Here is a 23,928-nt window from a genome sequence, read left to right as displayed (position 1 = left end):
CGCTCTCCTCCGAGGCGGTGCGTTCGTGCGTTCCGCGGTCAGATCGCCCGGGCCGCCGCGGGTTCCGGAGCGGGCGACCGGGTGGGCCGGGCGCGTTGCAGGTAGCGGCGGGCGCGCGCGGCGTCGGCCTCGTCCACCGGGGCTTCCGCGTCGCCCGCGCGCACCGCGCTCGCCTTGAGGATCGCGTGCGCCCAGGACAGTTCCTGCTCGGTGGGCGCGAACGCGTCGTTGATGGTGGCGATCTGCTCCGGGTGGACCGCGGTCTTCGAGGTGAACCCGGCGCGCGCGGCGCCCAGCGTCTCCGCCGCCAGCGCCTCCGGATCGCCGACCCCGAAGTGCGGCGAGTCGATGACGACGACGTCGGCGGCGGCCGCGGCGAGCACCGCGGAATCCCGCACCGAGCGCAGGGCCTCCGGATCGCCCGCGGTGCCGAGGTCGGCTGCCACGTCGGCGGCACCGACGAGCACGCCGACCACCCGGGTCTGCGAGGCGAGGATGCGCGGCAGGTTCCGCAGGCCGCGGGCGGTTTCGATCAGCGGCACCAACATGGTGCGGCTGCCCGCCTCGAACAGCAGGTTCTCGATGACGCCGAGCGCGCCCGCGGATTCGGTCCGCGGCAGCACCAGCACGTCGGGCGCGGCATCGGCGGAGAGCAGCGCGGTGAGGTCGGCCAGGCCGACGGCGGTCGAGGCGGCGTTGATCCGCACCGCGGTGACCAGTTCGCCGGGCAGCGCAGCGGCGAGGTGTTCGATGACCAGGCGGCGCGCCGCGGACTTGTCCTGCGGCCGCACCGAATCCTCCAGGTCGAGCAGCACCGCGTCGGCACCTTCGCGGGCCGCGACGTCGAACTGCTCCGGTCGGGTGCTGGGTGTGAACAACCAGCTGCGCGCGGCGCGCACCGCGGTCTCCACGTCTCCGTCAACCATGTCCGCTCCCCCCAGATCGGCCGGTTCCGACGGTACGAGCCGGGTGGATCGACGGCCATTCGGCGAAGGCGCAGGGCTGCGCGATTCATCCGCTCCGGGGACGCGCGGTGCTCCCGGTGCGGCGGGGTGCGGATCCGCCCCAGCGGTGCGCGAGCGGGACCACCCGATTGCCAGCCGCACCAAGGGTTTTCCGGTGCGGCGGCGGGCGTCGACCGTGACAGGTGCAACTCGGCCGAGCGAGGCCGGATCGGCTATCAGGATGACGCCCGGAAGGCTTACGGCCAGTAGTGCACGGGCGCCTGCCCCAGACCACAGTGGACGGTCCCGGAAACCGTGCGATACCAGGCATCCCGTCGCCACACCGCCACGAACTCGTTTGACGGGTAGATCACATGTGGCTACGCTGTGTGGCTGATCGGGGGACGCAGTCGGTTCAACTGAATGAAGTCGGGGGGCTTCTCGTGGCACTGCACGCAACCGCGAACGGGCCGAACAGCGGGGGACACCTGTTCGGCCGCGAATCCGCGATGACGCTGGTCCAGGAGTTCGCCCACCGGCCGGAGCGCACCGGCAGACCGCAGCCGGTGCTGCTGTTCACCGGACCGCGCGGCAGCGGCAAGTCCGCGTTCCTGGATGCGCTCGCACACCGGCTGCACGACAACGAGGTCCCCTACGCCCGGCTGGACTGCACCGCGCTCGGCACCACCTGCGCCACCCTCGCCCACATCGCCGCCGAGCTCAACGCGCACAGCCACGTCCCGATCGCGTTGCCCCGGTTCATCGCCGGGCAGGTGGTGGCCGCCCAGCAGCTCGACGCCGCGCCCGGGCTGGCCCGCGGCCAGGCCACGAGCGCACTCGCGCTGCACCGCCGCGCCGACCCGCTGCGCGCACTGCTCGGCGAACTCCTCCCGCACGCCGAACCCCGCGGGCGCCGGCTCGCCGACGGGGTGCTGCGCGGACTCGCGTCCTGGCGCCACGGGCGCCGCGCGGTCCTCGACGCCGACTGGTTCGGGCACCAGGACCGCGAACTCGGCCGCGACGCGCTGGACGTGCTCGTCGAGCTCAACCGGCGGGCCGCCACCCCGCTGAACCAGGACGACGCGCGCGAGACCGCGGAGCTGCTGTGGGCCGCGCTCCTCGCCGACCTGCGCGCCGAGTTCGACCGCGGCACCTGGAACGCGCAGCGCCGGTTCAACTACCTGCTGCTGCTCGACGACGTCGACTCCCCCGCCTCGAAACCACTGCTCGACGCGCTCGTGCAGACCCGCAGGCAGCACGCCGCGCACCAGCCCGGCGACGACGACCCGCTGACCGTCGTCGCCGCCAGCCACGGCAAGCGCGCCGCCGCCGTCATCGCCACCGGCGAAGCCGCCCCGATGCGCGACATCGAACGGCTCGACCCGAACGGGCCCTCGCCGTACTACACCGATTTCCTGGACTGCGGCGGCAAGTCCTGGCACCCGGTGCGGATGCGCGACCTCACCCGCGACGAGGTCGCCAACACGGTCGACGAGCTCGGGCGCTACGCGGGCAACCAGAAGAACCGGATCGCCGCCGCTCTCTTCCGGCTCACCGGCGGACATCCCGACGCGACCCGCAGGGTCTTGGAAGGCATCCGGGCGCACCCCGGCGATCCGGTGGACCTGACCCCGCTGCTCGGCCACGCGCCCCGGCTCGGACCGCGCGGCTCGTTCGGGCCCGCCGAAGCGTTCCGCACCGGGCTGACCGAGGAGACGCTGCACGACCTGGTGACCTGCTCGGCGGCGCGCCACCGGGACGAAGCGGAGCAGCTGGTGGCGCGCAGCGGGCTGATGCTCGGCCACGACGTGCGGTCCCTGTTCGCCCCGGAACTGTGGATCTCCGCCGCCGACGGGCAGCAGGTGCTGCCGCCGGTGCTGCGCCGAGTGCTGCTGCGGGAACTCGCCGCCCGGCCCGAGGACGACCGCGCGAGCTGGACGGCGGTGCACTCCTGGTTCCGCCAGGAGCACACCGAGCACGGCGACGAAGCGGGCGTGTTCTACCACGCGCTCGCCGTCGGCGACGTGGAGCCGGTGGCGCGGCACCTCGCGATGCTGCTGCCGTTCAGCGAACTGTCCACCTGGCTCTACCTGCTCGGCACGATCACCTCGGCACCGAACCGCCTCGACCACCGGATGGCGCAGCCCGACCAGGTGCGCTCGCTCGCCTCCTGGACCGACCCCGGCGACGTCCCGGCGGCCTCGGTCGCGCGGCTGGTCGCGGCGCTGTGGATCGACACCGATCCGCTCGGCGACAGCAGGCGGCACGCGCTCTTCCTGGAGATCGCCGCCTGCTTCGACGACATAGCCCCGCACTCCGGCAGCGGACTGGCCACCCTCCGCGCCGAATCGGAGAAGTACCGCAGGTGGTCCGAACTGACCGACTGAACCGCACCCCGGCGAGGAGAGGATCAGCGTGACTTTCGAACAACCACCGCGCCCCCGATGGGGGCTCCGCATCGCACTGGCCGCGGGCTGCGCGCTCGTCCTGGCACTCGGCGTCGTCACCGTGAGCTGGGCGTTCTCCGAATGCGGGAGCGGGACATCCCGGGTCGGGAACGAATGCGTGGGCGTCACCTTCGGGGACGAGGTGTTCTCGCCCGAACTGGCCGACGTGGAACGTCGGATCCGCGACGAGAACGCTCAGGTCGAGGACGACCCGTACGTCGTCACTGTCGCCGTGCTGATGCCGATGACCGCCGAAGAAGGCGACAGCCTCTCGATCAAGCAGATCCAGGCCTATTTGGAAGGTGCTCACGTCGCGCAGCTCAACGCGAATGCGGAGGAACCGGGGCTGAAGATCCGGTTGGCATTGGCCAACGAGGGATCGTACGAGCGTTCCTGGGACGATGTGACCAACCGACTGATCAACATGGTCGAATCGGACCAACTCGTGGCCGTCACCGGACTCGGGCTGAGTTCTCCCGAAACCGTTTATGGCGCCAGCAAGCTCGCCGCAGCTGGGATCCCCATGGTCGGTTACCTCAGCGCCGACCGCTTCAACAGCCTCCCCAACGAGTACGGTCCGAAGATCGCGGGTTTGACCCGGGTGTCGCCGAGCTTGAAACAAGAGCTCAGCACCGTCGCCGAGCACCTTGATCAAGTGGTTGAAGATCCACGGGCGATGCTGGTCCGCGATGACAATCCTAACGACTACTACACCGATGACCTTCGAAGGAACTTCGAGGAACTGTTCCGCGAGGAGTGGGAGCGCACCGGCAGGTCCGACCCGCCCTACACCGGAGGACGGAACAGGTTCGGTGTGAGCACCCAGTTCGGGTACATCGCGGATCGGTTGTGCGGCGAGGACGACGCCACGAAGGCGGCGAACGTGGTGCTGTACGCAGGGCGCAGCAACCTGCTGGGCGAGTTCGTCGATCAGGTGCGCAAGCGCAGCTGCAACAACAAAACCCCCATCACGATCATCACCGGGTCCGAGTCCACCGACCTCTCGCTCCCCCGCGAACCGGGTGACGGACCGGTGTCGGTGGTGTACGCATCGGCCGCCGACCCGGCGGCGCTGGGATCGCCGGACAACCCGCAGCGCTCGCAATTCACCGGCTTCGAAAGCCGGCTGAAAAACCTGTTCGGGACGAAAACCGACGTGTCGAACTGGAGCGTGATGGGCCACGACGCCACGTTCACCGCAACGCTCGCCGCGCAGCGAGCGGTGAAGAACGAAGAGGAGAAGGTTCCTACGGCCGAGGGCGTCCGGGCCAACCTCTACCTGCTCAACAGTGTCCCCGGAGCGAGCGGAACTTTTCAGATCGACGGCAGGAGCGGCGATCGAGTGGACGAGGACATACCCGTGCTGCGCCGCATCGGGAATGGCGAGGCGGAAGTCGTGCGGACCGGCACCGAACCCGGCTGATTCCTTCACCCGCTCGTGGATCTCAGGCTAGCCTCACCAGGTGGTCTCCTACGAACGCGCGCAGGCGCTGGCGGACGAGGTGCTGTTCCCCGCGGCGGCCGAGGTCGATGCCGCGGGAGCGGTGCCGGCGTCCCACTTCGACCTGCTGGCCGAGCACGGTTTCTACGGCGCGGTCGCGCCCCGCGAGCACGGCGGCCCGGAGCTCCCGCTCGACGAGGCGGGCCGGATCGTGGAGGCGCTCTCCGGCGGATGTCTGAGCACCACGTTCGTCTGGGCGCAGCACCACGGCGTGGTGCGCGGGCTGCTGACGACGGATCGGACCGAGCTGCGCGATCGCCACTTGGCGGACGCGGTGCGCGGGAGGTTGCGCGGCGGCGTGTCGTTCGCCGGGGCGATTCCGCAGCCGCCGCGGCTGCTCGCGACACCGGTGGACGGCGGTTACCGGCTCGACGGCGAAGCGCCGTTCGTCAGCGGTTGGGGTCTGGTGGACGTGCTGCAGGTGTCGGCGCGGGACGGGGACTCGGTGGTGAACGGGTTGCTCGACGCGCGCCCCGCCTCCGGTGTCCGCGTCGAGCCGCTCGAACTGGTCGCGGCGCAGGCCACCGCGACGGTGCGGCTGCGGTTCGACGACCACTTCCTGCCCGCCGAACGGGTGCTGGGCGTGGTGCCGCACGTGGCCCTGCTCGCCGCGCAGGCCGGGGCGGCCCGGTTGAACGGGGCGATGCCGCTGGGGATCGCGGGACGCTGCGCCCGCCTCATCGCGGACGCGGGGCGGCCCGAGATCGCCGACCGGTTCGAAGCGGAGCGGGATGCGGTGCGGGACCGGCTGGACGAGGCGTTCGCCGCGGGCACCGACATCTCCCCGGCGCGGGCGGCGGCCGCGGAACTGGCGTTGCGCGCCGCCGGCGCGCTGGTGGCCGCGGCGGGCAGTTCGGCGCTGCTGCTCGGCGAGCACGGGCAGCGGCTGGTGCGGGAGGCGACGTTCACCCTGGTCGCCGCGTCCCGGCCGCCGATCAAGGACGGCATCCTCGAACTGCTCTCCGGAGGTGCGCGGTGAAGCGGATCGCGATCGTCGCCCTGCTGCTCGGCCTCGTCGCCGGGTGCTCGTCGGCCCCGCAGGCCCCGGCGCGCACCGGGGCGGAGGTCCGGCACGCGCTCGGCACCACGATCGCGCCCGCGCATCCGGCGCGGGTGGTCGCGCTGGGGCCCGCCGACGTCGACGCCGCGCTCGCGCTCGGCGTGGAACCGGTCGGCATCGGGCTGCCGCTGAGCGCGGACGTGCAGCCGTGGCAGCGGCGGCCGGGCTGGGACCCGGTGACGTTGCGGCCCACCGACCAGGGCTACTCCGCGGAGGCCATCGCCCAGCTGCACCCGGACCTGATCCTCGCGGGCAGCGACTACTACATCGACGGGGAGTACGCGGCGCTGTCCCGGCTGGCCCCGACCACGGCCTTCGAGACGAAGCCGGACGAGGAGCCGTGGCAGACGACCACCCGCCAGGTGGGGCGCGCGCTCGGCGAGCCCGCCGAGGCGGACCGGCTCGTCGCCGACACCGAGCGGCGCATCCGCGAGGCGGGCGCCGCGCACCCGCAGCTGGCGGGCGCCGAGGTCGCGGTCACCCTCGGGCACAGCCCCGGCGGGCTCGGGGTGATCCGGTCCGGGCAGGACGTCACGGTGCGCACGCTGACCGAGTTCGGGATGGTGCTGTCCCCCGCGGCGGCGGACCTGCCGGGTGAGGCGTTCAACGCGCAGGTCAGCGCGGAGAACCTGGCGCGGATCGACACCGACGTGCTCATCACCGCGTACCCGAACCCGGCGGTGCGGCCGCAGATCGAATCGCTGCCGGTGTTCGGTGCGCTGGGCGCGGTCCGGGACGGCGGCTACCTGCCGCTGGCGCAGGCGGATTGGCCGCTGCTGCGCCAGCCCGGGGTGCTCTCCCTGCCGTACCTGATCGACCACCTCCTCCCCCGCATCGCCGACGCGGCCCACCACCGCCGCTGATCCCACCCGCCCGGCCTGCGCGGGCCGACGGGCCGGTCAGCCGGCGGTTCAGGATCGGGACCAGGCCTCGGCGAGGAGTTCGTAGGAGCGCAGCCGGTCCTTCGGGTCGTGGGTGATGGTGGTGATGAGCAGTTCGTCCGCGCCGGTGACCCGCCGCAGCACGTCGAGCCGTTCCACCGCGGTCTCCGGCGAACCGACGATCCGGGTCTGCAGCCGGTCGGCGACGCGAGCCCGTTCGGCCTCGGTCCACCGGCGGCGGCGCGCCTCGTCCGGGCTCGGGTAGGGCTGTGCCCCGTCGCCGTGGCGGATGTCGTGCACCCACCCGGCGAACGGGGTGGCGAGTTCCTGCGCGGTCGCGTCGTCCTCGGCGACGAGCACGTCCGCGGACACCACGAGGTGCGGCCGGTCGAGCCGTGCGGAGGGCGTGAACGCGTCCCGGTAGGACGCGGCGGAATCGAGCACGGTGCCCGGGGTGACGTGGTAGTTGGACACGAACGGCAGCCCGAGCTCCCCGGCCGCCCGCGAGCTGGGTCCCGCGCTGGCGCCGAGCACCCACACCTGCAACGCCGCGTGCTCGGCGGTGATCGCGTGCGCCTCGCGGCCATCGCCGTCGCGGAAGGTGCCGTCGAGGAACGCGAGCACTTCGCGGACCTGCTCGGCGTAGTCGGACCGCCCGATGTCGCCGAGCAGCAGCGCGTGCCCTTCGAGCTGGTCGACGCGGGACCGCGACAGGCCTCCGCCGCGGGCGGCGCGCGGCACCGGAAGTCCGTCCACGTACGCGGGTTCCGGCACGGTGACCGGTGCGGGAGCCGCGGCGGCGGCCTTGGCGAATTCGACGTACTTGGCGAGCCCGGAGCGGCCGAGGCCGAGGTCGATGCGGTCCGGGTGCAGCTGGGCCAGGGTGCCGAAGTCCTCGGCGACCTGCAGCGGGCTGTGCTGGCCGAGCAGCACCGCCCCGGATCCGACGCGGATCCGCTCGGTCGCGGCGGCCACCGCGGCGATGAGCACCGCGGGCGAGGAAGAGGCGACACCGGGCACCAGGTGGTGTTCGGCGAGCCAGAACCGCCGGTACCCCCACTGCTCGGCGTGCCGGGCGAGTTCGACGGTGTCGCGCAGCGCGCCACCCGCGGTGCCGCCGGTGGGGATGGGTGCGAGGTCGAGGATCGAGAGCGGTACCGCGGTCATCGCTTCCTCCAGCACGCCCGCTCTCCCCGGCCGGAGGAGCGGGCGGTCCACAGCGGATCGTGGAGGCGGAGGCGGGATTCGAACCCGCGTGCAGGGCTTTGCAGGCCCTTACCTGGCCTCTCGGTCACTCCGCCACGACCCGATCCGCGGCGCCTGCCGGAGATCGGGTGACCAGAATCGTCCACATCGGACCACGTCAGGGTCCGGGAGGGTGCTGCTCAGGGCAGCGCGGGGGCACAGATCGAGCTGGCGTGCCGCCGGAGGTCGACGTGCCGCCGAGCGAAGAAGAACCGCGCCTCGATGTCCACGCCACGATTCTGGCGCCGTTCCGGCCGGAGCGTCAACGAACTCGGGCCGCGTCCCACTGGCTGGACGAGCTCGCCCGGAACCGCAGGCCACCGGCCGCGCCGTAGGCTGGCCGGTGATGCGACGCAAGCTCCGATCCCCCCTGCCGCAGCGCGACGGCCTGGACGCCGCGCGGCTGCGCACCCCGGACGCGGGTTCGTGGGCGACGATGCGCGACCACTTGGTCGACCGGTTGCCGATCCCGGCGGACGAGGTGGACCGGATGCTGCGCGAAGAGCGCGTCGCCGACCGGCACGGCCGGTTCGTGGACGCCACCACCCCGTTCGCGCCGGGCGATCTCCTGTGGTTGCGGCGAGAACCGCCGGTGGAGGTACCGGTGCCGTTCGAACCGGAGGTGCTGCACCGCGACGAGCACCTGCTGGTGGTGGACAAGCCGCACTTCCTGGCCACCACGCCGCGCGGCGGGCACGTCGCCGAGACCGCGCTGGTGCGGTTGCGCCGCAGGCTGGAGCTGCCGGAGCTGAGCCCGGCGCACCGGCTCGACCGGCTGACCGCGGGCCTGGTGCTGTTCACCGTGCACGAGGCCGCGCGGCGGCCCTACCAGCTGCTGTTCCAGGACCGGGCGGTGCGCAAGGAATACGAGGCGATCGCGCCGCACGACCCGGATCTCGCGCTGCCGCGGGTGGTGCGCAGCAGGATCGAGAAGGAACGCGGCGTGCTCCAGGCGCGCGAGGTGCCGGGCCCGGTGAACGCCGAGACGCGGGTGGAGCTCGTGGAACACCGCGACGGGCTCGGCCGCTACCGGCTGCGGCCCGCGACCGGCCGCACCCACCAGCTGCGGGTGCACCTGGCCGCGCTGGGCGTGCCGATCCTCGGCGACGAGCTGTACCCGGCGGTCCGGGAGCGGGCCGCGGACGACTTCACCGATCCGCTGCGGCTGCTGGCGAAGGAGCTCGCCTTCGACGATCCGATCACCGGAGAGCCGCGCCGCTTCACCAGCCGCCGCGCCCTGTCCCTGGACCGCTAGCCGAACCCGCGCCCCAGATCGCGCAGGGCGTCGTCGAGGGCCGCGCACAGGTCCGTTCCCGGGTTCGACAACCAGTGCTCGTAGGCGGCGAGGGCCGCGCCGAGGGTGGAGTGCGCGACGGCCTGCGGGCGCAGCGCGGTGACCGGTTCGCCGAGCCGGTCGGCGGCGAACTCGGCGACGACGGCCCGCCAGTCCGCGTAGCGCAGCGTCGAGTGCGCCTGCAGCGCGGGCACCCGCAGGATCAGTTCGAGGCGGCGGCGGTGCCGTTCACCCTCCCCCGGGTCGACCCGGTTGAAGTCGACGACGACCGCGCGGATCGACTCCAGCAGCGGCTCGTCCGCGGGTCGGGCGCGGAACCCCGCGCGCATCACGTCGAGGCGCTCGGTGAACGCGCCCCACACCACGTCGTTCTTCGAGCCGAAGTACCGGAAGAAGGTGCGCCGCCCGATTCCCGCGGCGCGCGCGATGTGCTCCACGGTGGTGCGGTCGAACCCGTCCGAGTCGAACAGCGCGAACGCGACGCGTTCGAGCTCGGCGGGGCTGGTGGTGCGCCGCCTGCCGGGACCCGTGGTTGGTCCGGAAGTGTGGTCGCGGGTCGGTCCGGTCATCGCCTCTTCCATTGTGACACCGGGTGCCCATATCGTGTGGCGGCCACCACATCGCAGTGAGTGATCGGGAGGAAGCATCCCATGAGCGAATCCCAGCACGACGCGAGCGGCACCGCCCCCGCCGACGGGGTGGAGGACGACCTGCTCGTCGAGGAAGTGTCGATCGATGGCATGTGCGGCGTCTACTGATCCGGGCGGGCCGGCCGGGTTCGACCCCGGTCGCCCACACCGGCTGAGCCCGGCCGTCTCGCTGCGCCCGGAGCGCTTCGGCGCGCTCGTCTACGACTTCACCACGCGGCGGCTGTCGTTCCTGAAGACGCCGGAGCTCGTCGCCGTGGTCCGCGAACTCGAACACCAGCCGGACGTGCACGCCGCGCTCACCGCCGCCGACGTGCCCGTCGAGCAGCACCCGCGCTACCTGACCGCTCTCGCCGGACTGCGCGAGGCGGGCACCATCCGGCCCCGCGACTGAACCGCCCCGCGAGGAGGCGCACATGCGGCTAGTCGAGCACTTCCAGCACGGCCTGGACTCCCCGATCTGCCTCACCTGGGAGCTCACCTACGCGTGCAACCTGTCCTGCGTGCACTGCCTGTCCGCGTCCGGGCGGCGCGATCCGCGGGAGCTGTCCACCGCCGAGTGCGAGGCGGTGATCGACGAGCTGCAGCGGATGCAGGTGTTCTACGTGAACATCGGCGGCGGGGAACCGACCGTGCGCGCCGATTTCTGGGACCTCGTCGAGTACGCCGTCGAGCACCAGGTCGGGGTGAAGTTCTCCACGAACGGGGTGCGGCTGACACCGGAGCGGGCGCGGTGGCTGGCGGGCACCGACTACGTGGACGTGCAGCTGTCCCTCGACGGGGCGACCGCGGAGGTCAACGACCGGGTGCGCGGAGCGGGTTCCTTCGACACGGCGATGACGGCGATGCGCAACCTGCGCGACGCCGGATTCGCCGACTTCAAGATCAGCGTGGTGCTGACCAGGGAGAACGTCGGCCAGCTGGACCGGTTCAAGGCGATCGCCGACGAGCACGGCGCACAGCTGCGCCTCACCCGGCTGCGGCCGTCCGGACGCGGCGCCGACGTGTGGGACGAGCTGCACCCGACCGCGGGGCAGCAGCGGGAGATCTACGACTGGCTCGTCGCGCACGGCGAAGGCGTGCTCACCGGAGATTCGTTCTTCCACCTCAACGCGCTCGGTTCCACCCCGCTGCCGGGGCTGAACCTGTGCGGCGCGGGCCGGGTGGTGTGCCTGATCGACCCGATCGGCGACGTCTACGCCTGCCCGTTCGCGATCCACTCCGAGTTCCTCGCGGGCAACGTGCGCGATGAGGGCGGATTCGGGGCGGTGTGGCGGGAATCGGAGCTGTTCGAGCGGTTGCGGGCGCCGCAGACCGGCGGCGCGTGCACGTCCTGCGCCGCCTACGACGCGTGCCAGGGCGGGTGCATGGCGGCGAAGTTCTTCACCGGGCTGCCGCTGGACGGGCCGGACCCGGAGTGCGTGCTGGGCAACGGGGAACGCGCGCTGGCCGGGGTCGGGGCCGCGGTGCCGAAACCGGACAAGGACCACTCGCACCGCACCGCGCCCCGCCACCGGGAGGAACCAGTGGCGGTGGGCATCGGCTGGGGACCACCGGACGAGCAGCCGCCGCCCGATCGGGCCTGCGACACCAGCCCGCTCGCCGGTTTCCGCCCCTGACCCGGGCGAACGGCCCGTTCGGCCGAACCGGACGGGCGGTTCCGCCGCATCCACGGAAGGCTCCCACCACATGAGCGGATCTGCGGGTCTCACCGAGCCGGTGGTGCTCGCCGGGCGCGAAGCACCGTCCCGGGTGCTGTTCGGGCCGCACGAGACGAACCTGGGCGACGGGCGCGCGCTGTCCGGTGCGCACGCCGCCCACTACGCCGAGCGGGCCGCGGGCGGCGCCGGGATCGTGGTCACCGAGGTCGCGAGCGCGCACGAATCGGATTGGCCGTACGAGCGCGCGCCGCTGGCCACCGAGTGCGGGCCGGGCTGGGCGGCGGTCGTGGCGGCCTGCCGCCCGCACGGTGCGCTGGTGCTGGCCGGGCTCGGGCACGCGGGTTCGCAGGGTTCGTCGGCCCGGTCGCAGGCGGCGCTGTGGGCGCCGTCGCGGGTTGCGGACGTGGCAAGCCGGGAACTGCCGATGGCGGTGGAGCACCGCGAGATCCGCTCCCTCGTCGAGGGTTTCGCGGCCGCGGCCCGAACCGCAGTCGAGTCCGATGTGGACGGAGTGGAGGTCGGGGCGGGCCAGTTCTCGCTGCTGCGCCAGTTCCTGTCCGGCCTGACGAACCAGCGCGGCGACGAGTACGGCACCGACCGCGCCCGGCTGCTGCGCGAGGTGCTCGCCGCGGTCCGCGCCGAACTCGGCGCCGGCCGGGTGCTGGGGCTGCGGTTGTCCTGCGACGAGCTCGCGCCGTGGGCGGGCATCACCCCGGAGCAGGGCGCCGAGCTCGCCGCCGCGCTCGCCCCCGAGGTGGATTACCTGGCCGTGGTGCGCGGTTCCGCGATGGGCGCCGCCGCGACCACGCCCGACGCGCACGCCGAACCCGGGTTCAACCGGGAGCTGTGCCGGGCGGTGCGCGACGCCGTGGCCGGGGCGGCCCCGGTGGTGTTGCAGGGTTCCGTGGTCGATCCGGCGCAGGCGCAGGCCGCGCTGGACGACGGGACGGCGGACCTGGTGGAGATGACGCGCGCCCAGCTCGCGGACCCGGCGCTGGTGCGGAAGGTCCGGGCGGGACGGCGGGTTCGGCCGTGCACGCTCACCAACCAGCAGTGCCGGGTGCGCGACGAGCGCAACCCGCTGGTGAGCTGCCTCGGCGAACCGCGCACCGGGCACGAGACCACCGATCCGGTCCCGGGCGGGACCGGCGACGGACGGCCGGTGCTCGTCGCGGGTGGCGGTCCCGCCGGATTGGAGGCCGCGCGGGTGCTGGCGCTGCGCGGGCACCCGGTGCGGTTGGTCGAGCGCACCGACCGGCTCGGCGGGATGCTCGCGCTCGCGGCGCTGCTGCCCGGCCGGGAACGGCTCGGCGCGCTGGTGGACTGGCTGGTCGCGGAGGTCCGCGAGCTCGGCGTCCCGATCACCACCGGCGCGGAAGCCCGGCCCGGGCCGGGGGAATTCCTCGTCGCCGCAACGGGTTCCGCCCCCGGACCGCGGCACTACGCGAGCACCGCACCCGTGCTGGAGGCCGCCGACCTGCTGCGCGCGGTCCGGGACCGGCGGCTCGGCGAGGTGGTGCCGGACGGCCCGGTCGCCGTGTTCGACCCGGTCGGCGACGCCACCGGCGTCGCCGTCGCCGAACTCCTCGCCGCCACCGGGCGGGAGGTTTCGATCATCAGCCAGGACCAGGTGATCGGCACCCAGCTCGCCCGCACCGGCGACCTGGCGGACGCGAACGCTCGCTTGCAGCGCGCCGGGGTGGTGCTCGCCAAGCGCAGCGCGCTGCGGGCGGTGCGGCCCGGCGAGGTGCTGCTGGCCGACGTGCTCACCGGCGCCGAACGGACCCTGCCCGCCGAGCTCGTCGTGCACTGCGGGCACCGGCTGCCCGACCCCGCTCCGCCGCCGGACTTCGGCGCGTCCGTCGGCGACCGGGTGGCGCCGCGCACCGCGCACGAAGCCGTCCGGGAAGGCCGGCGCGCCGCGTTCGCCCTGGTCCGCGACCTGGTGGTACCGGCATGAGCGCCACCGGCCGGTACCGGCACCTGTTCCAACCGCTGCGGCTCGGACCGGTCACCGTCGCCAACCGCATCGTGTTCTCCGCCCACCTGACGAACTACGCGGCCGGTGGGCTGCCCACCGAGCAGCACGCCGCCTACTACGCGGCGCGGGCCGCGGGCGGCGCCGGGCTGATCATCACCGAGGAGCACTCCACCCATCCGACCGACTGGCCGTACGAGAAGCTGATCCACGGCTTCCACCCGGAGGTCGTGCCCGGTTACCGGCGGATCACCGACGCGGTGCACGCGCACGGGGTGCCGATCTTCGCGCAGCTCAACCACAACGGCGGGCAGGCCTCCGGGATGTACTCGCGGCTGCCGGTGTGGGCGCCGTCGCCGATCCCGGACCCGCTGTTCCGCGAAGTGCCGAAGGCCGTGGACCACGCCGAGATCGACGAGATCGTCGCCGGGTACGCGACCGTGGCGCGGCACTGCCGGGACGGCGGCTTCGACGGGGTGGAGCTGCAGTGCTCGCACTCGTCGATCGTGCGCGGCTTCCTGTCCCTCGCCACGAACGCGCGCACCGACGAGTACGGCGGCGCGCTGCCGAACCGGGCTCGGCTGCTGCTGCGGCTGGTCGCGGCGGTGCGCGCGGCGATCGGGCCCGACCTGGCGCTGGGCGTGCGGTTGTGCGGCGACGAGCTCATCGACGGCGGCACCACCATCGACGAAGCGGTGGCGGTGGCGCGGCTCGTCGAGGCCACCGGCGCCGTGGACTACGTGAACGCCTCGATCGGGGTCGCCACCGCCACGCTGTACCTGATCGAGGCGTCGATGAGCGTGCCGCCCGGCTACGCCCTGTTCATCCCGAGCGCGCTGCGCAAGGCGGTGGACCTGCCGGTGGTCGGGGTGGGCCGGTTCAAGGACCCGGTGCAGGCGGACCGGGCGCTGGCCGAGGGCCACGCGGACCTGATCGGCGTGGTGCGCGGGCAGATCGCCGACGCGGACTTCGCGGCGAAGGCCCGGTCCGGGCACGCCGCCGACATCCGCACCTGCCTGTCCTGCAACCAGGAGTGCGTGGGTCGGATGGGCCTGAACCGCTGGCTCGGCTGCATCGAGAACCCCCGCACCGGCCGGGAATCCGTGCCGCTGCCGCCACCGCGCGCCGCGAAGCGGGTCGTGGTCGTCGGCGGTGGCCCCGGTGGGCTGCAGGCCGCGGCGACGGCGGCGCAGCGCGGGCACCGGGTGACGCTGCTGGAGCGCCAGGCCACCACCGGCGGCCAGGTCGCGGTGGCGGCGAGCGTGCCGCAGCGCGCCGAATTCCTCGACGTGGTGCGGAATTCGCTCGCCGAGTGCCGCCGGTACGGCGTCGAGGTCCGCACCGGCGAGCACGCCACCGCCGCATCGCTGCGCGCGCTGCGGCCCGACGTGGTGATCCTGGCGACGGGTGCGCGTCCGCAGCGCCCGCACTGGGCGGGCGAGCTGGCCCGGGTGGTGGACGTGCGGGACGTGCTGGAGGGCCGGGCGGCACCGTCCGGTGCGGTGCTCGTGGTCGACGACCTCGGGTTCCACCAGGCCACGTCGGTGGCCGAACTGCTCGCCGACCGGGGCTGCGCGGTGCGGATCAGCACGCCCGGCATGGTCGTCGGCCAGGACCTCGGCAGCACGCTCGACCTGGAGACGTTCGCGGTGCGGGCCGCGGCGAAGCGCATCGAGCAGACCACCGACGAGGTGGTGCTCGGCGCTACCGCGGACGACGACCGGGTCGAGGTACAGCTGCTCAAGCACACCACCGGCGCGAGCGGCGCGGCGGTGTTCGACTGGGTGGTGTGCGCGACCCACCAGGAACCGGAAGAAGAGCTGTGGCTGGAGCTCTCCGCCACCGGCGAGCTGCCGGTCCACCGGATCGGCGACTGCGTAGCGCCGCGGCGGGCGCACGCGGCGGTGCTGGAGGGACATCGGACGGCGGTGGCGCTGTGACGGAGGACGTGGTCGCGGTGGTGGTCGTGCGGGACGGCGTGCCGCCGGTCGGCGGCGACGAGGCGGTCGCGGAAGCGGGTGGCGCCGCGGTGCTGATCGGCACCGGCTGCCGCCGGGCGGTCCCGGCGCTGCCGCCGCTGCGGCAGGCGTGGTGCGCGGAGGCCGGGGACTTCGCGCCGGGCGCGTTCGCCGCCGCCCTCGCGCCGCTGCTGGCGGAGGTGCCGCGGCTGGTGCTGCCGGGTTCCCCGGACGGCCGGGACCTGGCGCCCCGGCTGGCGGCCGCGCTGGACCGGCCGCTGCTGGCCGGGGCGACCCGCACCGGTGGGTCCGGCACGGACCTGGTGCGCTGGGACGGCAGGCTCGGCGTCGCGGTGCGCACCCCGCCGCGGTGCGTGGTGTCGCTGGTGCCGGGCGTGCGCGGCGCGCTCCCCGCCGGCGCTCCCGCCGAAGTGTCCGATGTGGACATCAGGCTGCCCGCGGTCGCCGATGCGGAGGTGCTGGAGGTGCTGGAGCCGGACCCGGCGACCGCCGACCTCTCCGAGGCGCACCGGCTGCTCGGCGCCGGTGCGGGACTCGGCCACGGCGACCGGACCGGGCCGGAATCGGTGGCGCTGCTGGAAGAACTCGCCACCGCCCTCGGCGCCTCGGTCGGTGCCACCCGCGTCGTCACCGACGCCGGATGGGCGCCGCACGAACGGCAGATCGGCACCACCGGCGCCGTGGTGGGCCCCGAGCTCTACCTGGCCTTCGGCGTGTCCGGAGCCGCCCAGCACCTCGGCGGGCTCGGCGCGCCCCGGCACGTGGTGTCGGTGAACACCGACGCCAGCTGCCCCATGACCGCGCTGGCCGATCTCGGCCTGGTCACCGACGCGCAGCTGCTGCTCGCCGAACTGGTGCGCAGGCTCGCCCGGATCGAGGAGGACCACCATGTCTGAGCAGGGGGCCGGGCCGGCCACCGCCGCGATACCGGTACCGCGGCCGCAGCGCTACGACTTCGACGCGATCGTCGTCGGCGCCGGACCGGCCGGCTCGGCCGCCGCGCTGGAACTGGCTCGCGCCGGGCGCAGCGTCGCGCTGCTGGAGCGCGGACCGTTCCCCGGTTCGAAGAACGTCTACGGCGGCGTCGTCTACGGGCGCGTCCTCGACGGGCTGATCCCCGGCTGGCAGCAGGAGATGCCGGTGCAGCGGTGGGTCACCCGCAGGCAGACGATGGTCTTCTCCGGCGAGCGGTCGCTGACCGTCGACTTCCGCAGCGAGAACTGGGGCCGGGCACCGCACAACGGCGCCACCACGCACCGCGCCGAGTTCGACCCGTGGCTCGCCGAGCACGCGCAGCGCGCCGGAGCCGTGCTGGTGCCGTCCACGGTGGCGGTGGCGCTGCTGCGGACCGCCGACGGCGCCGTGCACGGCGTGCGCACCGACCGGCCCGACGGAGACCTCACCGCGCGCGTCGTGCTGGCCTGCGACGGGGTGAACTCGTTCCTGGCCAAGCAGGCCGGGCTGCTCGGCGGCGATCAGGCCTCGCACACCACGCTCGGCGTCAAGGAGACGCTGGCGCTGCCGAAGGACACCATCGACGAGCGGTTCGGCGTCACCGGCAGCGGCGGCGTCGACGTGGAGATGCTCGGCTGCACCGGGCAGGTGCCCGGCGGCGGATTCCTCTACACCAACGCGGAATCGGTCAGCATCGGCCTCGTCCTCGGCCTGCGCGGGCTGGCGAAGGCGAAGGTGCGGCCGGAAGCGCTGCTGGGCGAGCTGAAGCGGCACCCGTCGATCGCGCCGCTGGTGCGCGGCGGCGAGCTCGTCGAGTACTCGGCGCACCTCATCCCGGAGGGCGGGCACCGGACGATGCCGCCGCTGATCGGCGACGGGCTGCTGCTGGCGGGGGACGCCGCGGGGATGTGCCTGGCGGCGGGGATCTGGCTGGAGGGCGTGAACTTCGCGCTCGGCTCCGGCATGTACGCGGGCCGTGCCGCGGCCACCGCGCTGGCCGCCGGGGACACCTCGGCGGCCGGGCTCGCCGGGTACCGCAGCGCGCTGCGCAGCTCCTTCGTGCTCGCCGACCACGAGAAGCTGCGCGACGCGCCGGGTCTGGTGCTGTCCGAACGGATGCAGCAGCGGTATCCCGGCCTGCTGTGCGACTTCGCCGAATCCGTGTTCACAGTGGACAACCCGCGGCCGAAGCCCGGGTTCCGCGCGCTGCTGCGGCGGGCCGCGAAGCGCAACGGGGTGCGGATGCGGGACCTCGCCAAGGACGCCTTCACCGGCTTGCGGACCTTCGGCTGATCGGAACGGGAGGACGGCACCGCGATGGCAGACCAGTACCACGACCTCTCCTTCGAGGAGCGGATGTCCCGAGTGGACTTCCGGGCGTCCGAGCAACCGCACATCGCGGTCGACACCGAGGTGTGCCGCTCCTGCACGACCCGAGCGTGCGTGACCGCGTGCCCGGCGAACCTGTTCGTGCCCACCGCCGACGGCGGCATCCTGTTCAACCACGAGCAGTGCTTCGAGTGCGGCACCTGCTACCTGGTGTGCGACCAGAGCGGTGCCATCACCTGGGAGTACCCGGCCGGCGGGCACGGCGTCGTGTTCCGGAAGGGGTGAGCGGGATGCTCGTGGTGGTGGCGCTGCGCCGGGTCGACGAGCGCGCCGAGGTGGACCCGTTGACCGGCCGGGTTCGGGCGGCGGAGCTCCCGGCGGGCACATCGACGGCGGACGCGGCGGCGCTGGAGCTGGGACTGCGGCTGGCGGAGTCCACCGGCGGACGGTGCGCGGCGGTGAGCCTCGCGCCCGCGGGCGCGGACGAGTTGCTGCGCGCGGCGCTGGCCGCCGGTGCGGACGAGGTGCTGCGCGTCGAACCCGCCGGAGCACCCGATCCGCGGGCGGCCGACTCCGGTGCGGGCACGGCACGCGCGCTCGCCGCCGCCGTCCGGGACCGGTTCGGCCCGCCGGACCTGGTGCTCACCGGCGACCACTCCCCGGACCGCGGCACCGGCGCCACCCCGGCGCTGCTGGCCGCCGAGTTCGGCTGCGCGCAGGCGCTCGGCCTGGTCTCGCTGGACACCGCGCTCGCCGCCGACGGCCGGTTGCGGGCGATGCGCAGGCTGGACCGCGGCCGCCGGGAACGGCTCGCGGTGCCGTTGCCCGCCGTGTGCTCGGTGGAGGCCGCCGGGGTGCGCCCGCGCACCGCCGCGCTGCCCGCGGTGCTCGCGGCCCGGTCCACCGCGATCCCGGTCGTCCCGGCCGGCGCCGAACCGGACCTGCCGCGGATCACCGCCGCGCACGGCTACCGGCCGCGCGCCCGGGAACTGCCCGCGCCCGCCGGGACCGATCCGCTGCTGCGGCTGCGCGAGCTCACCGGCGCCGAGCAGCGCTCGGACCCGCCGCGCGTGGTGGTCACCGACGACCCCGCGGAAGCGGCCGACGAGCTGCTGGCCTTCTTGCGGGACAAGGGATACCTCGATGGCTGAGCGGGTGGCGGTGGTGACCGGCGCCGCGCGCGGCATCGGCGCCGCGGTCGTGCGGCGGCTCGCCGGGCACGGCTGGCGGGTGGTGGCGACCGATCGTTGCGCCGACGACCCGCGGGTGCCGTACCCGCTGGGCACCGCCGAGCAGCTGGCCGCGCTCGCCGCCGAGCACCCCGGCGCCGTGCTCGACGTGGCCGTCGACGTGCAGGACCCGGACGCGCTGCGCGGCGCGGTCGACCTCGCCGAGCGGCGGTTCGGCGGGCTGGACGCCGCGGTCGCCGCCGCCGCGCTCATGACCGGCGGGCACCCGTTCTGGGAAGCCGACGAGACCGAGTGGGCGGCGTCGTTCTCCGTCGGCGTCGACGGCACCGCGCACCTGGCGCGCGCCGCCGTGCCCGCGCTGCTGCGCCGCCCCGCACCGCGCACCGGGCGGTTCGTCGCGCTGGCCTCGGCGGCCGCGCACACCGGTCTGTGGCGGCTCACCTCCTACAACGCGGCCAAGCACGCCGTGGTGGGGCTGGTGCGCGGGCTGGCGACCGACCTGCGCGGCACCGGGATCTGCGCCACCGCCGTCTCCCCCGGCTCGACCCGCACCGAGATGCTGCGGGCCACCGCCGAGCTGTATGGACTGTCCGATGTGGACGAGTTCGCGGAACACCAGCTCACCGAGCGGATCCTGGAGCCCGATGAGGTGGCGGCGGTCGTGGAGTTCCTGTGCTCCCCCGAATCGTCCGCGATCACCGGCACCGTGGTGCACGCCGACGGCGGGTTCACCGCATGACCGCGCCGGTCCCCGCGGGCACCCGGTTGGTGCCGGACGCCTCGCTGCGGCGGGCCCGCGGCGGCCAGGTGCTGCTCGGCGGCTCCCCGGTGCGGCTGCTGCGGGTGGGGGCGCGGGCGGCGCGGCTGGTCGACCGGTGGTTCGCGGGCGAACCGGTGCGGGACGGCGGTGCGCTGGCACGACGGCTGCTGGACGCCGGGCTCGCCCACCCGGAACCGCCCGCGGGCTCGCCGGAGCTCGCCGAGGTGACGCTGGTGGTGCCGGTGAAGGACGATCCGGACGGCCTGGCGCGGCTGCTGGCCGCCACCGAGGAGCTGCCGCACCGCATCGTCGTCGACGACGGCTCCCGGGAACCCGCCGCCGAGCTCCGGCACCCCGTCACCCGCGGGCCCGCGGCCGCCCGCAACACCGGCTGGCGGCGGGCGGAGACCGACCTGGTCGCGTTCGTCGACGCGGATGCGCTGCCCGAACAGGGCTGGCTCGCCCCGCTGCTGCGGCAGTTCGCCGATCCGGCCGTGCAGGCGGCCGCACCCCGCGTCCGCAGTGGCTCCGGCAGCGGCGCGATCGCCCGCTACGAAGCGGACCGCGGCGGCCTGGACCTCGGCGCGGCCCCGGCCGGGGTCCGGCCGATGAGCCGGGTCAGCTACGTGCCGGCCGCGGCGCTGGTCGTGCGCCGCGCCGCGCTGGCCGAGCTCGGCGGGTTCGACGAGGCGCTGCGGTTCGGCGAGGACGTGGACCTGGTGTGGCGACTCGTCGGCACCGGCGCGGTGGTGCGCTACGTCCCCGGTTCGGTGGTGCGGCACCGGCCGCGCGCCGGGCTCCGGTCCTGGTTGCGGCAGCGCTACGACTACGGCACCTCCGCCGCCCCGCTGGCCCGCAGGCACCCGGGCAGGCTCAGCTGCGCCCGGCTGTCGGCGTGGAGCGCGGTGTCGTGGGCGGCGCTGGTGGCGGGACGTCCGCTGCTGGCCGGGGCGCTCGCGGCGGGCAGCGCCGCCGTGCTGCCGCGGAAGCTGCGCGCGCACGGCGTGCCGGACCGGGAGTCGTGGCGGCTGGCGGTGCGCGGGCACCTCGGCGCCGGGCGGCTGCTCGCGGAGGCGGTGCGGCGCGCCTGGTTCCCGCTGCTGCTGGTCTCGCGGCGGACCCGCGCGGTGCTGCTGGTGGCGGCACTGCCCTGCGCGTGGGAGGCGCTGCGGCACCGGCGCGGACCGCGCTGGTTCGCGCTGCGGGTGCTCGACGACCTCGCCTACGGGTGCGGGGTGTGGGCCGGGTGCGCGCGGGAGCGGTCCGCGGCGGCACTGCTGCCGCAGTTCACCGGGAGGACGACGCGATGAGCCTGGGCGCGCTGCGCTGGACCGAACTCGACGGCGCCGCACGGGTGCTGGCGATCCCGCTCGGCGCCACCGAGCAGCACGGGCCGCACCTGCCGCTGCGCACCGACACCGCCATCGCCGAAGCGCTGTGCACCCGGCTGGCCCGGCGGCTGCCGGAGGTCGTCGTCGGCCCTGCCGTGCCCTACGGCGCCAGCGGGGAGCACGCCGACTTCCCCGGCACGCTCTCCATCGGGCACGAGGCGCTGTGGCTGCTGCTGGTCGAACTGGTGCGGTCGGCGGACCGGTTCACCGGGGTGGTGCTGGTGAACGGGCACGGCGGCAACCTGCCCACCGTGCGCCGGGCCGCCGAGCAGCTACGCGGCGAGGGCAGGCGGGTGCTGGCGTGGTGCCCCGACGGCCCGGCCGACGACAGCCACGCCGGGCGCACCGAGACCTCCGCGATGCTGCACCTGCACCCGGACGAGGTCGCTCTCCCGGACGCCGTCGCGGGCAACACCGAACCGCTGCCGGAACTCATCGATCGACTGCGCACCGGTGGAGTCCGCGCGGTCAGCCCCAACGGCGTCCTCGGCGACCCCGCGGGCGCCACCCCCGCCGAGGGCGAAGCCCTCCTCGCCCGCTGGACCGACGCCCTGGTCGCAGCCGTCACCCGCTGGCGCTCGAGGTGAGTGGCCCACTCCCCCGACATCGCTGGGCGAATGGGCCACTCACCCACCGGGCCTCGGCAGGTGAATGGCCCACTCGACCAGCACACGTGGGCGAGTGGGCCATTCACCTGCGGGATCAGCGCGGGGTGGGGACGGTGCGGTCGCGCTGGGCCTCCGGGTTCCCGCCGTGCAGGAAGCGGTGGCGCGCGTCGGCGATCCGGCGGGACTCGTCCCACATGGTGTGCAGGAACTCCGGGCGAACCCTTCTGGCGCGGACGGACGAACGAGTCGACATGAGACCCCCGATATCGATGTCGGCTTGGCACGGTGCGGCGCCCGTCCGGTCACCCGGCGAGCGCCCCACCTGGATGCCCGGTCACCCGGCGGAGCAAACCGGTCACTCCGCGGCGCGCCGGACGAGTGCCTCCAGATCGGTGTGGCAGCGGCGGACCCAGTGCTCGTGCTCCGGTTTCAGCAGCACGCTGCGCAGCACCCGAGCGGTCGGCCGGTCCGGCGCGATCCGGTGGCCGCGCCGCGCCAGGTCGTCCGCGGTGACCTCCATGGCCGCCAGGTGGACGGCTTCGCCGGGATCGGCCCGCATCCCGGCGTGCAGCACCCGCTGGGTGCGCTCGTCGAGCGCGGTCATGCCGGGCGCGGCGGGCACGAGGCCCAGGACGTCGAGTTCCGGCCGCTGGTAGGCCGCCAGCACCGGCGAGTCGGCGAGCAGGTCCGCCCAGCGCAGCGCGGCCCGCCTGCCCGCGCGCAGCACCCGGCCGAGCCCGCCGGGCGTGGGCGGCAGCACCCGCAGCGTCAGCCACAGCGCGGCCGCCGCGGCCCCGGATCGGGAGCATTCCAGGGAGATCTCCCCCAGGTGGGGTTCCGCGGAGGTGTAGTAGGTCCACGGCGAGTCGTGCCGGTAGTACCGCTGCACCGACGGGTCGGCGAACAGCACCGCGCCGCACCCGTAGGGCTGCAGGCCGTGCTTGTGCGGGTCCACCACCACCGAATCGCACTCGGCGATCGCCCGGAACGGCGCGGCCGCCACCCCGTCCGGCGCGTCGTCGGCGATGAGCGCGAAGAACCCGCCGCAGGCCGCGTCGACGTGGATGCGGAAGTCGTGCCGCCGCCGCAGCGCCAGCACCTCGTGGATCGGGTCGACGGCGCCGAGCCCGGTGGTCCCGGCGGTGAGCACCACGGTCCCGATGTCCTGCTCGGCCAGCAGCGAGTCCAGCGCCGCCACCTCGATCCGCCCGGCCGCGTCCACCGGGATCGGCACCGACCGCACGCCCAGCAGGTGGCAGGTCCGGGCGTGCGTGTAGTGCGCGTCCGCGCTGTGCGCGATGGCCGCACCGGGACGCGTTTCCCTTGCCACGTAGAGGGATTCGAGGTTGGCGATGGTGCCGCTCGCGGTGAGGTGCCCGAGCGCTCCCGGCATCCCGAGCATCGCCGCGAGCCGCTCCACCGCCTCCCGCTCCAGCTCCGTGGTGGCAGGTCCGCCGTCGAGCGCGTGGTTGTTCGGGTTCAGCAGCATCGCCGCCAGGTAGCCGACGACGGCCGCCGGATGCGGCGGTTTGATCAGCTGTCCGAGGTAGCGGGGGTGGTGGAACGGGTAGGTGCCGCGCAGCCGTCCGAGCAGCGCGTCGAACGCCGCGCCGAACTCGCCGTCGGGCACGACGGCGTCCGGGTGCGGCTCGAATTCGCCGAATTCCCGTTGCCACGCCGCGATCTCCGCCACCGCCCGGTCCGTCCACGCCCGCAGGTCCATCGGCTCCTCCTCGCGTCCGTCCACAAGGAACCACGCGCGGACCGGCGCGGCCACGCCCGGGAAAGCAGAACCCGTTGGTTCAGCGGCAAATCCGGGACGATAGTCCTCTGTGCAAGCTCCGTGACATGGCGTTTACTCGTTGTCAGGTCGGGTTGTTCCGCCACATGGGGGGCACCTACCTTTCGGAAAGCCACTGGAGGAGTGCGCCGATCTCCGGGCCGCGCCCGGGCGGCATCACCAGCGGTCCGATGTCCACGACGACACCGACCGGCCGAGCGGAATGTCGACGATGACGTTCTTCTCCGGGGGAAGTCGGCAATGCGGAAAGGTGCATGG

22 protein-coding genes and 1 tRNA gene are annotated in these 23,928 nt (G+C 74.3%); 17 read left to right on the top strand and 6 right to left on the bottom strand.

Translation table 11 applies throughout. From position 1 onward, the window contains the following. Positions 1-38 precede the first annotated feature (38 nt). Positions 39-926, bottom strand: coding sequence for an aldolase/citrate lyase family protein (locus tag ABZ805_RS02875; protein WP_358433344.1), 888 nt, complete (start codon positions 924-926; stop codon positions 39-41). Between the two features lie 461 nt (positions 927-1,387). Here ABZ805_RS02875 and ABZ805_RS02870 point away from each other — a divergent pair, with 461 nt between their 5' ends. Genes ABZ805_RS02870 through ABZ805_RS02855 form a run of 4 tightly spaced genes read left to right on the top strand, consistent with a single transcriptional unit; the run spans position 1,388 to position 6,815 of the window. Then, a complete protein-coding gene (locus ABZ805_RS02870) occupies positions 1,388-3,331 on the top strand; it encodes an ATP-binding protein (RefSeq protein WP_358433342.1) in 1,944 nt (647 codons plus the stop codon). A gap of 28 nt (positions 3,332-3,359) precedes the next feature. Beyond that, positions 3,360-4,814, top strand: a complete 1,455-nt coding sequence (locus ABZ805_RS02865; protein WP_358433339.1) for a hypothetical protein — start codon at positions 3,360-3,362, stop codon at positions 4,812-4,814. Positions 4,815-4,854: 40 nt separating this feature from the next. Continuing rightward, positions 4,855-5,871: an acyl-CoA dehydrogenase family protein gene (locus ABZ805_RS02860; protein ID WP_358433336.1), complete on the top strand. Its 1,017-nt coding sequence runs from the start codon at positions 4,855-4,857 to the stop codon at positions 5,869-5,871. Further along, positions 5,868-6,815: an ABC transporter substrate-binding protein gene (locus tag ABZ805_RS02855; RefSeq protein WP_358433333.1), complete on the top strand. Its 948-nt coding sequence runs from the start codon at positions 5,868-5,870 to the stop codon at positions 6,813-6,815. Before ABZ805_RS02860 ends, ABZ805_RS02855 begins: the two co-directional genes overlap by 4 nt. A gap of 48 nt (positions 6,816-6,863) precedes the next feature. On the opposite strand, the gene ABZ805_RS02850 is transcribed toward ABZ805_RS02855, so the two are convergent. Next, positions 6,864-8,000 carry an MsnO8 family LLM class oxidoreductase gene (locus ABZ805_RS02850; RefSeq protein WP_358433331.1) on the bottom strand — a complete coding sequence of 379 codons (1,137 nt, stop codon included), beginning with the start codon at positions 7,998-8,000 and terminating at the stop codon, positions 6,864-6,866. Positions 8,001-8,060: 60 nt separating this feature from the next. Next, positions 8,061-8,134, bottom strand: a tRNA-Cys gene (locus tag ABZ805_RS02845). 290 nt (positions 8,135-8,424) lie between these two features. On the opposite strand from ABZ805_RS02845, the gene ABZ805_RS02840 reads away from it, so the two are divergent. Further along, a complete protein-coding gene (locus tag ABZ805_RS02840; RefSeq protein ID WP_358433329.1) occupies positions 8,425-9,333 on the top strand; it encodes a pseudouridine synthase in 909 nt (302 codons plus the stop codon). Here ABZ805_RS02840 and mftR read toward each other — a convergent pair. Then, positions 9,330-9,941 (bottom strand): mycofactocin system transcriptional regulator, encoded by a 612-nt coding sequence (gene mftR / locus ABZ805_RS02835; protein ID WP_358433326.1) that lies wholly within the window; start codon positions 9,939-9,941, stop codon positions 9,330-9,332. The genes ABZ805_RS02840 and mftR overlap by 4 nt on opposite strands. Before the next feature lie 81 nt (positions 9,942-10,022). Between mftR and mftA the strand changes: the two genes are divergently transcribed. From mftA to mftE, 12 genes are all read left to right on the top strand, one after another. Beyond that, positions 10,023-10,130 (top strand): mycofactocin precursor MftA, encoded by a 108-nt coding sequence (gene mftA, locus ABZ805_RS02830; protein WP_358433324.1) that lies wholly within the window; start codon positions 10,023-10,025, stop codon positions 10,128-10,130. Then, positions 10,108-10,413, top strand: coding sequence for a mycofactocin biosynthesis chaperone MftB (gene mftB, locus ABZ805_RS02825; RefSeq protein ID WP_358433321.1), 306 nt, complete (start codon positions 10,108-10,110; stop codon positions 10,411-10,413). The genes mftA and mftB overlap by 23 nt, the downstream gene beginning before the upstream one ends. A 22-nt stretch (positions 10,414-10,435) precedes the next feature. Next, positions 10,436-11,638: a mycofactocin radical SAM maturase gene (gene mftC / locus ABZ805_RS02820; RefSeq protein WP_358433318.1), complete on the top strand. Its 1,203-nt coding sequence runs from the start codon at positions 10,436-10,438 to the stop codon at positions 11,636-11,638. A gap of 70 nt (positions 11,639-11,708) precedes the next feature. Beyond that, on the top strand, positions 11,709-13,640 hold the full coding sequence (locus ABZ805_RS02815; protein ID WP_358433315.1) for a mycofactocin system FadH/OYE family oxidoreductase 1: 1,932 nt from the start codon (positions 11,709-11,711) through the stop codon (positions 13,638-13,640). Continuing rightward, positions 13,637-15,598 carry a mycofactocin system FadH/OYE family oxidoreductase 2 gene (locus ABZ805_RS02810; protein WP_358433312.1) on the top strand — a complete coding sequence of 654 codons (1,962 nt, stop codon included), beginning with the start codon at positions 13,637-13,639 and terminating at the stop codon, positions 15,596-15,598. Before ABZ805_RS02815 ends, ABZ805_RS02810 begins: the two co-directional genes overlap by 4 nt. Beyond that, positions 15,595-16,533 (top strand): mycofactocin-associated electron transfer flavoprotein alpha subunit, encoded by a 939-nt coding sequence (locus ABZ805_RS02805; RefSeq protein ID WP_358433309.1) that lies wholly within the window; start codon positions 15,595-15,597, stop codon positions 16,531-16,533. Before ABZ805_RS02810 ends, ABZ805_RS02805 begins: the two co-directional genes overlap by 4 nt. Then, positions 16,526-17,884, top strand: a complete 1,359-nt coding sequence (locus ABZ805_RS02800) for an FAD-dependent oxidoreductase (RefSeq protein WP_358433306.1) — start codon at positions 16,526-16,528, stop codon at positions 17,882-17,884. The genes ABZ805_RS02805 and ABZ805_RS02800 overlap by 8 nt, the downstream gene beginning before the upstream one ends. Positions 17,885-17,908: 24 nt before the next feature. Then, complete coding sequence (locus tag ABZ805_RS02795) at positions 17,909-18,205, top strand: 4Fe-4S dicluster domain-containing protein (protein ID WP_358433303.1); 297 nt, start codon at positions 17,909-17,911, stop codon at positions 18,203-18,205. Positions 18,206-18,210: 5 nt separating this feature from the next. Continuing rightward, positions 18,211-19,071 carry a mycofactocin-associated electron transfer flavoprotein beta subunit gene (locus ABZ805_RS02790; RefSeq protein ID WP_358433301.1) on the top strand — a complete coding sequence of 287 codons (861 nt, stop codon included), beginning with the start codon at positions 18,211-18,213 and terminating at the stop codon, positions 19,069-19,071. Next, positions 19,064-19,849 carry a mycofactocin-coupled SDR family oxidoreductase gene (locus ABZ805_RS02785; RefSeq protein WP_358433298.1) on the top strand — a complete coding sequence of 262 codons (786 nt, stop codon included), beginning with the start codon at positions 19,064-19,066 and terminating at the stop codon, positions 19,847-19,849. The genes ABZ805_RS02790 and ABZ805_RS02785 overlap by 8 nt, the downstream gene beginning before the upstream one ends. Continuing rightward, a complete protein-coding gene (gene mftF / locus ABZ805_RS02780) occupies positions 19,846-21,180 on the top strand; it encodes a mycofactocin biosynthesis glycosyltransferase MftF (RefSeq protein WP_358433295.1) in 1,335 nt (444 codons plus the stop codon). The genes ABZ805_RS02785 and mftF overlap by 4 nt, the downstream gene beginning before the upstream one ends. Beyond that, positions 21,177-21,848 (top strand): mycofactocin biosynthesis peptidyl-dipeptidase MftE, encoded by a 672-nt coding sequence (gene mftE, locus ABZ805_RS02775; RefSeq protein WP_358433292.1) that lies wholly within the window; start codon positions 21,177-21,179, stop codon positions 21,846-21,848. Before mftF ends, mftE begins: the two co-directional genes overlap by 4 nt. A gap of 115 nt (positions 21,849-21,963) precedes the next feature. Here mftE and ABZ805_RS02770 read toward each other — a convergent pair whose 3' ends face one another. Together ABZ805_RS02770 and ABZ805_RS02765 are read right to left on the bottom strand one after the other, a co-directional pair. Then, complete coding sequence (locus tag ABZ805_RS02770; RefSeq protein ID WP_358433290.1) at positions 21,964-22,122, bottom strand: hypothetical protein; 159 nt, start codon at positions 22,120-22,122, stop codon at positions 21,964-21,966. A 102-nt stretch (positions 22,123-22,224) separates the two neighbouring features. After that, positions 22,225-23,592: an aminotransferase class V-fold PLP-dependent enzyme gene (locus ABZ805_RS02765; protein ID WP_358433288.1), complete on the bottom strand. Its 1,368-nt coding sequence runs from the start codon at positions 23,590-23,592 to the stop codon at positions 22,225-22,227. Positions 23,593-23,928 lie beyond the last annotated feature (336 nt).

The sequence above is a fragment of the Saccharopolyspora sp. NPDC047091 genome (genome assembly GCF_040643635.1).
Taxonomy (GTDB): domain Bacteria; phylum Actinomycetota; class Actinomycetes; order Mycobacteriales; family Pseudonocardiaceae; genus Saccharopolyspora_C.
The sequence above is the reverse complement of the archived record's forward strand: the minus strand, read 5'-3'. Positions and strand labels throughout refer to the sequence as shown.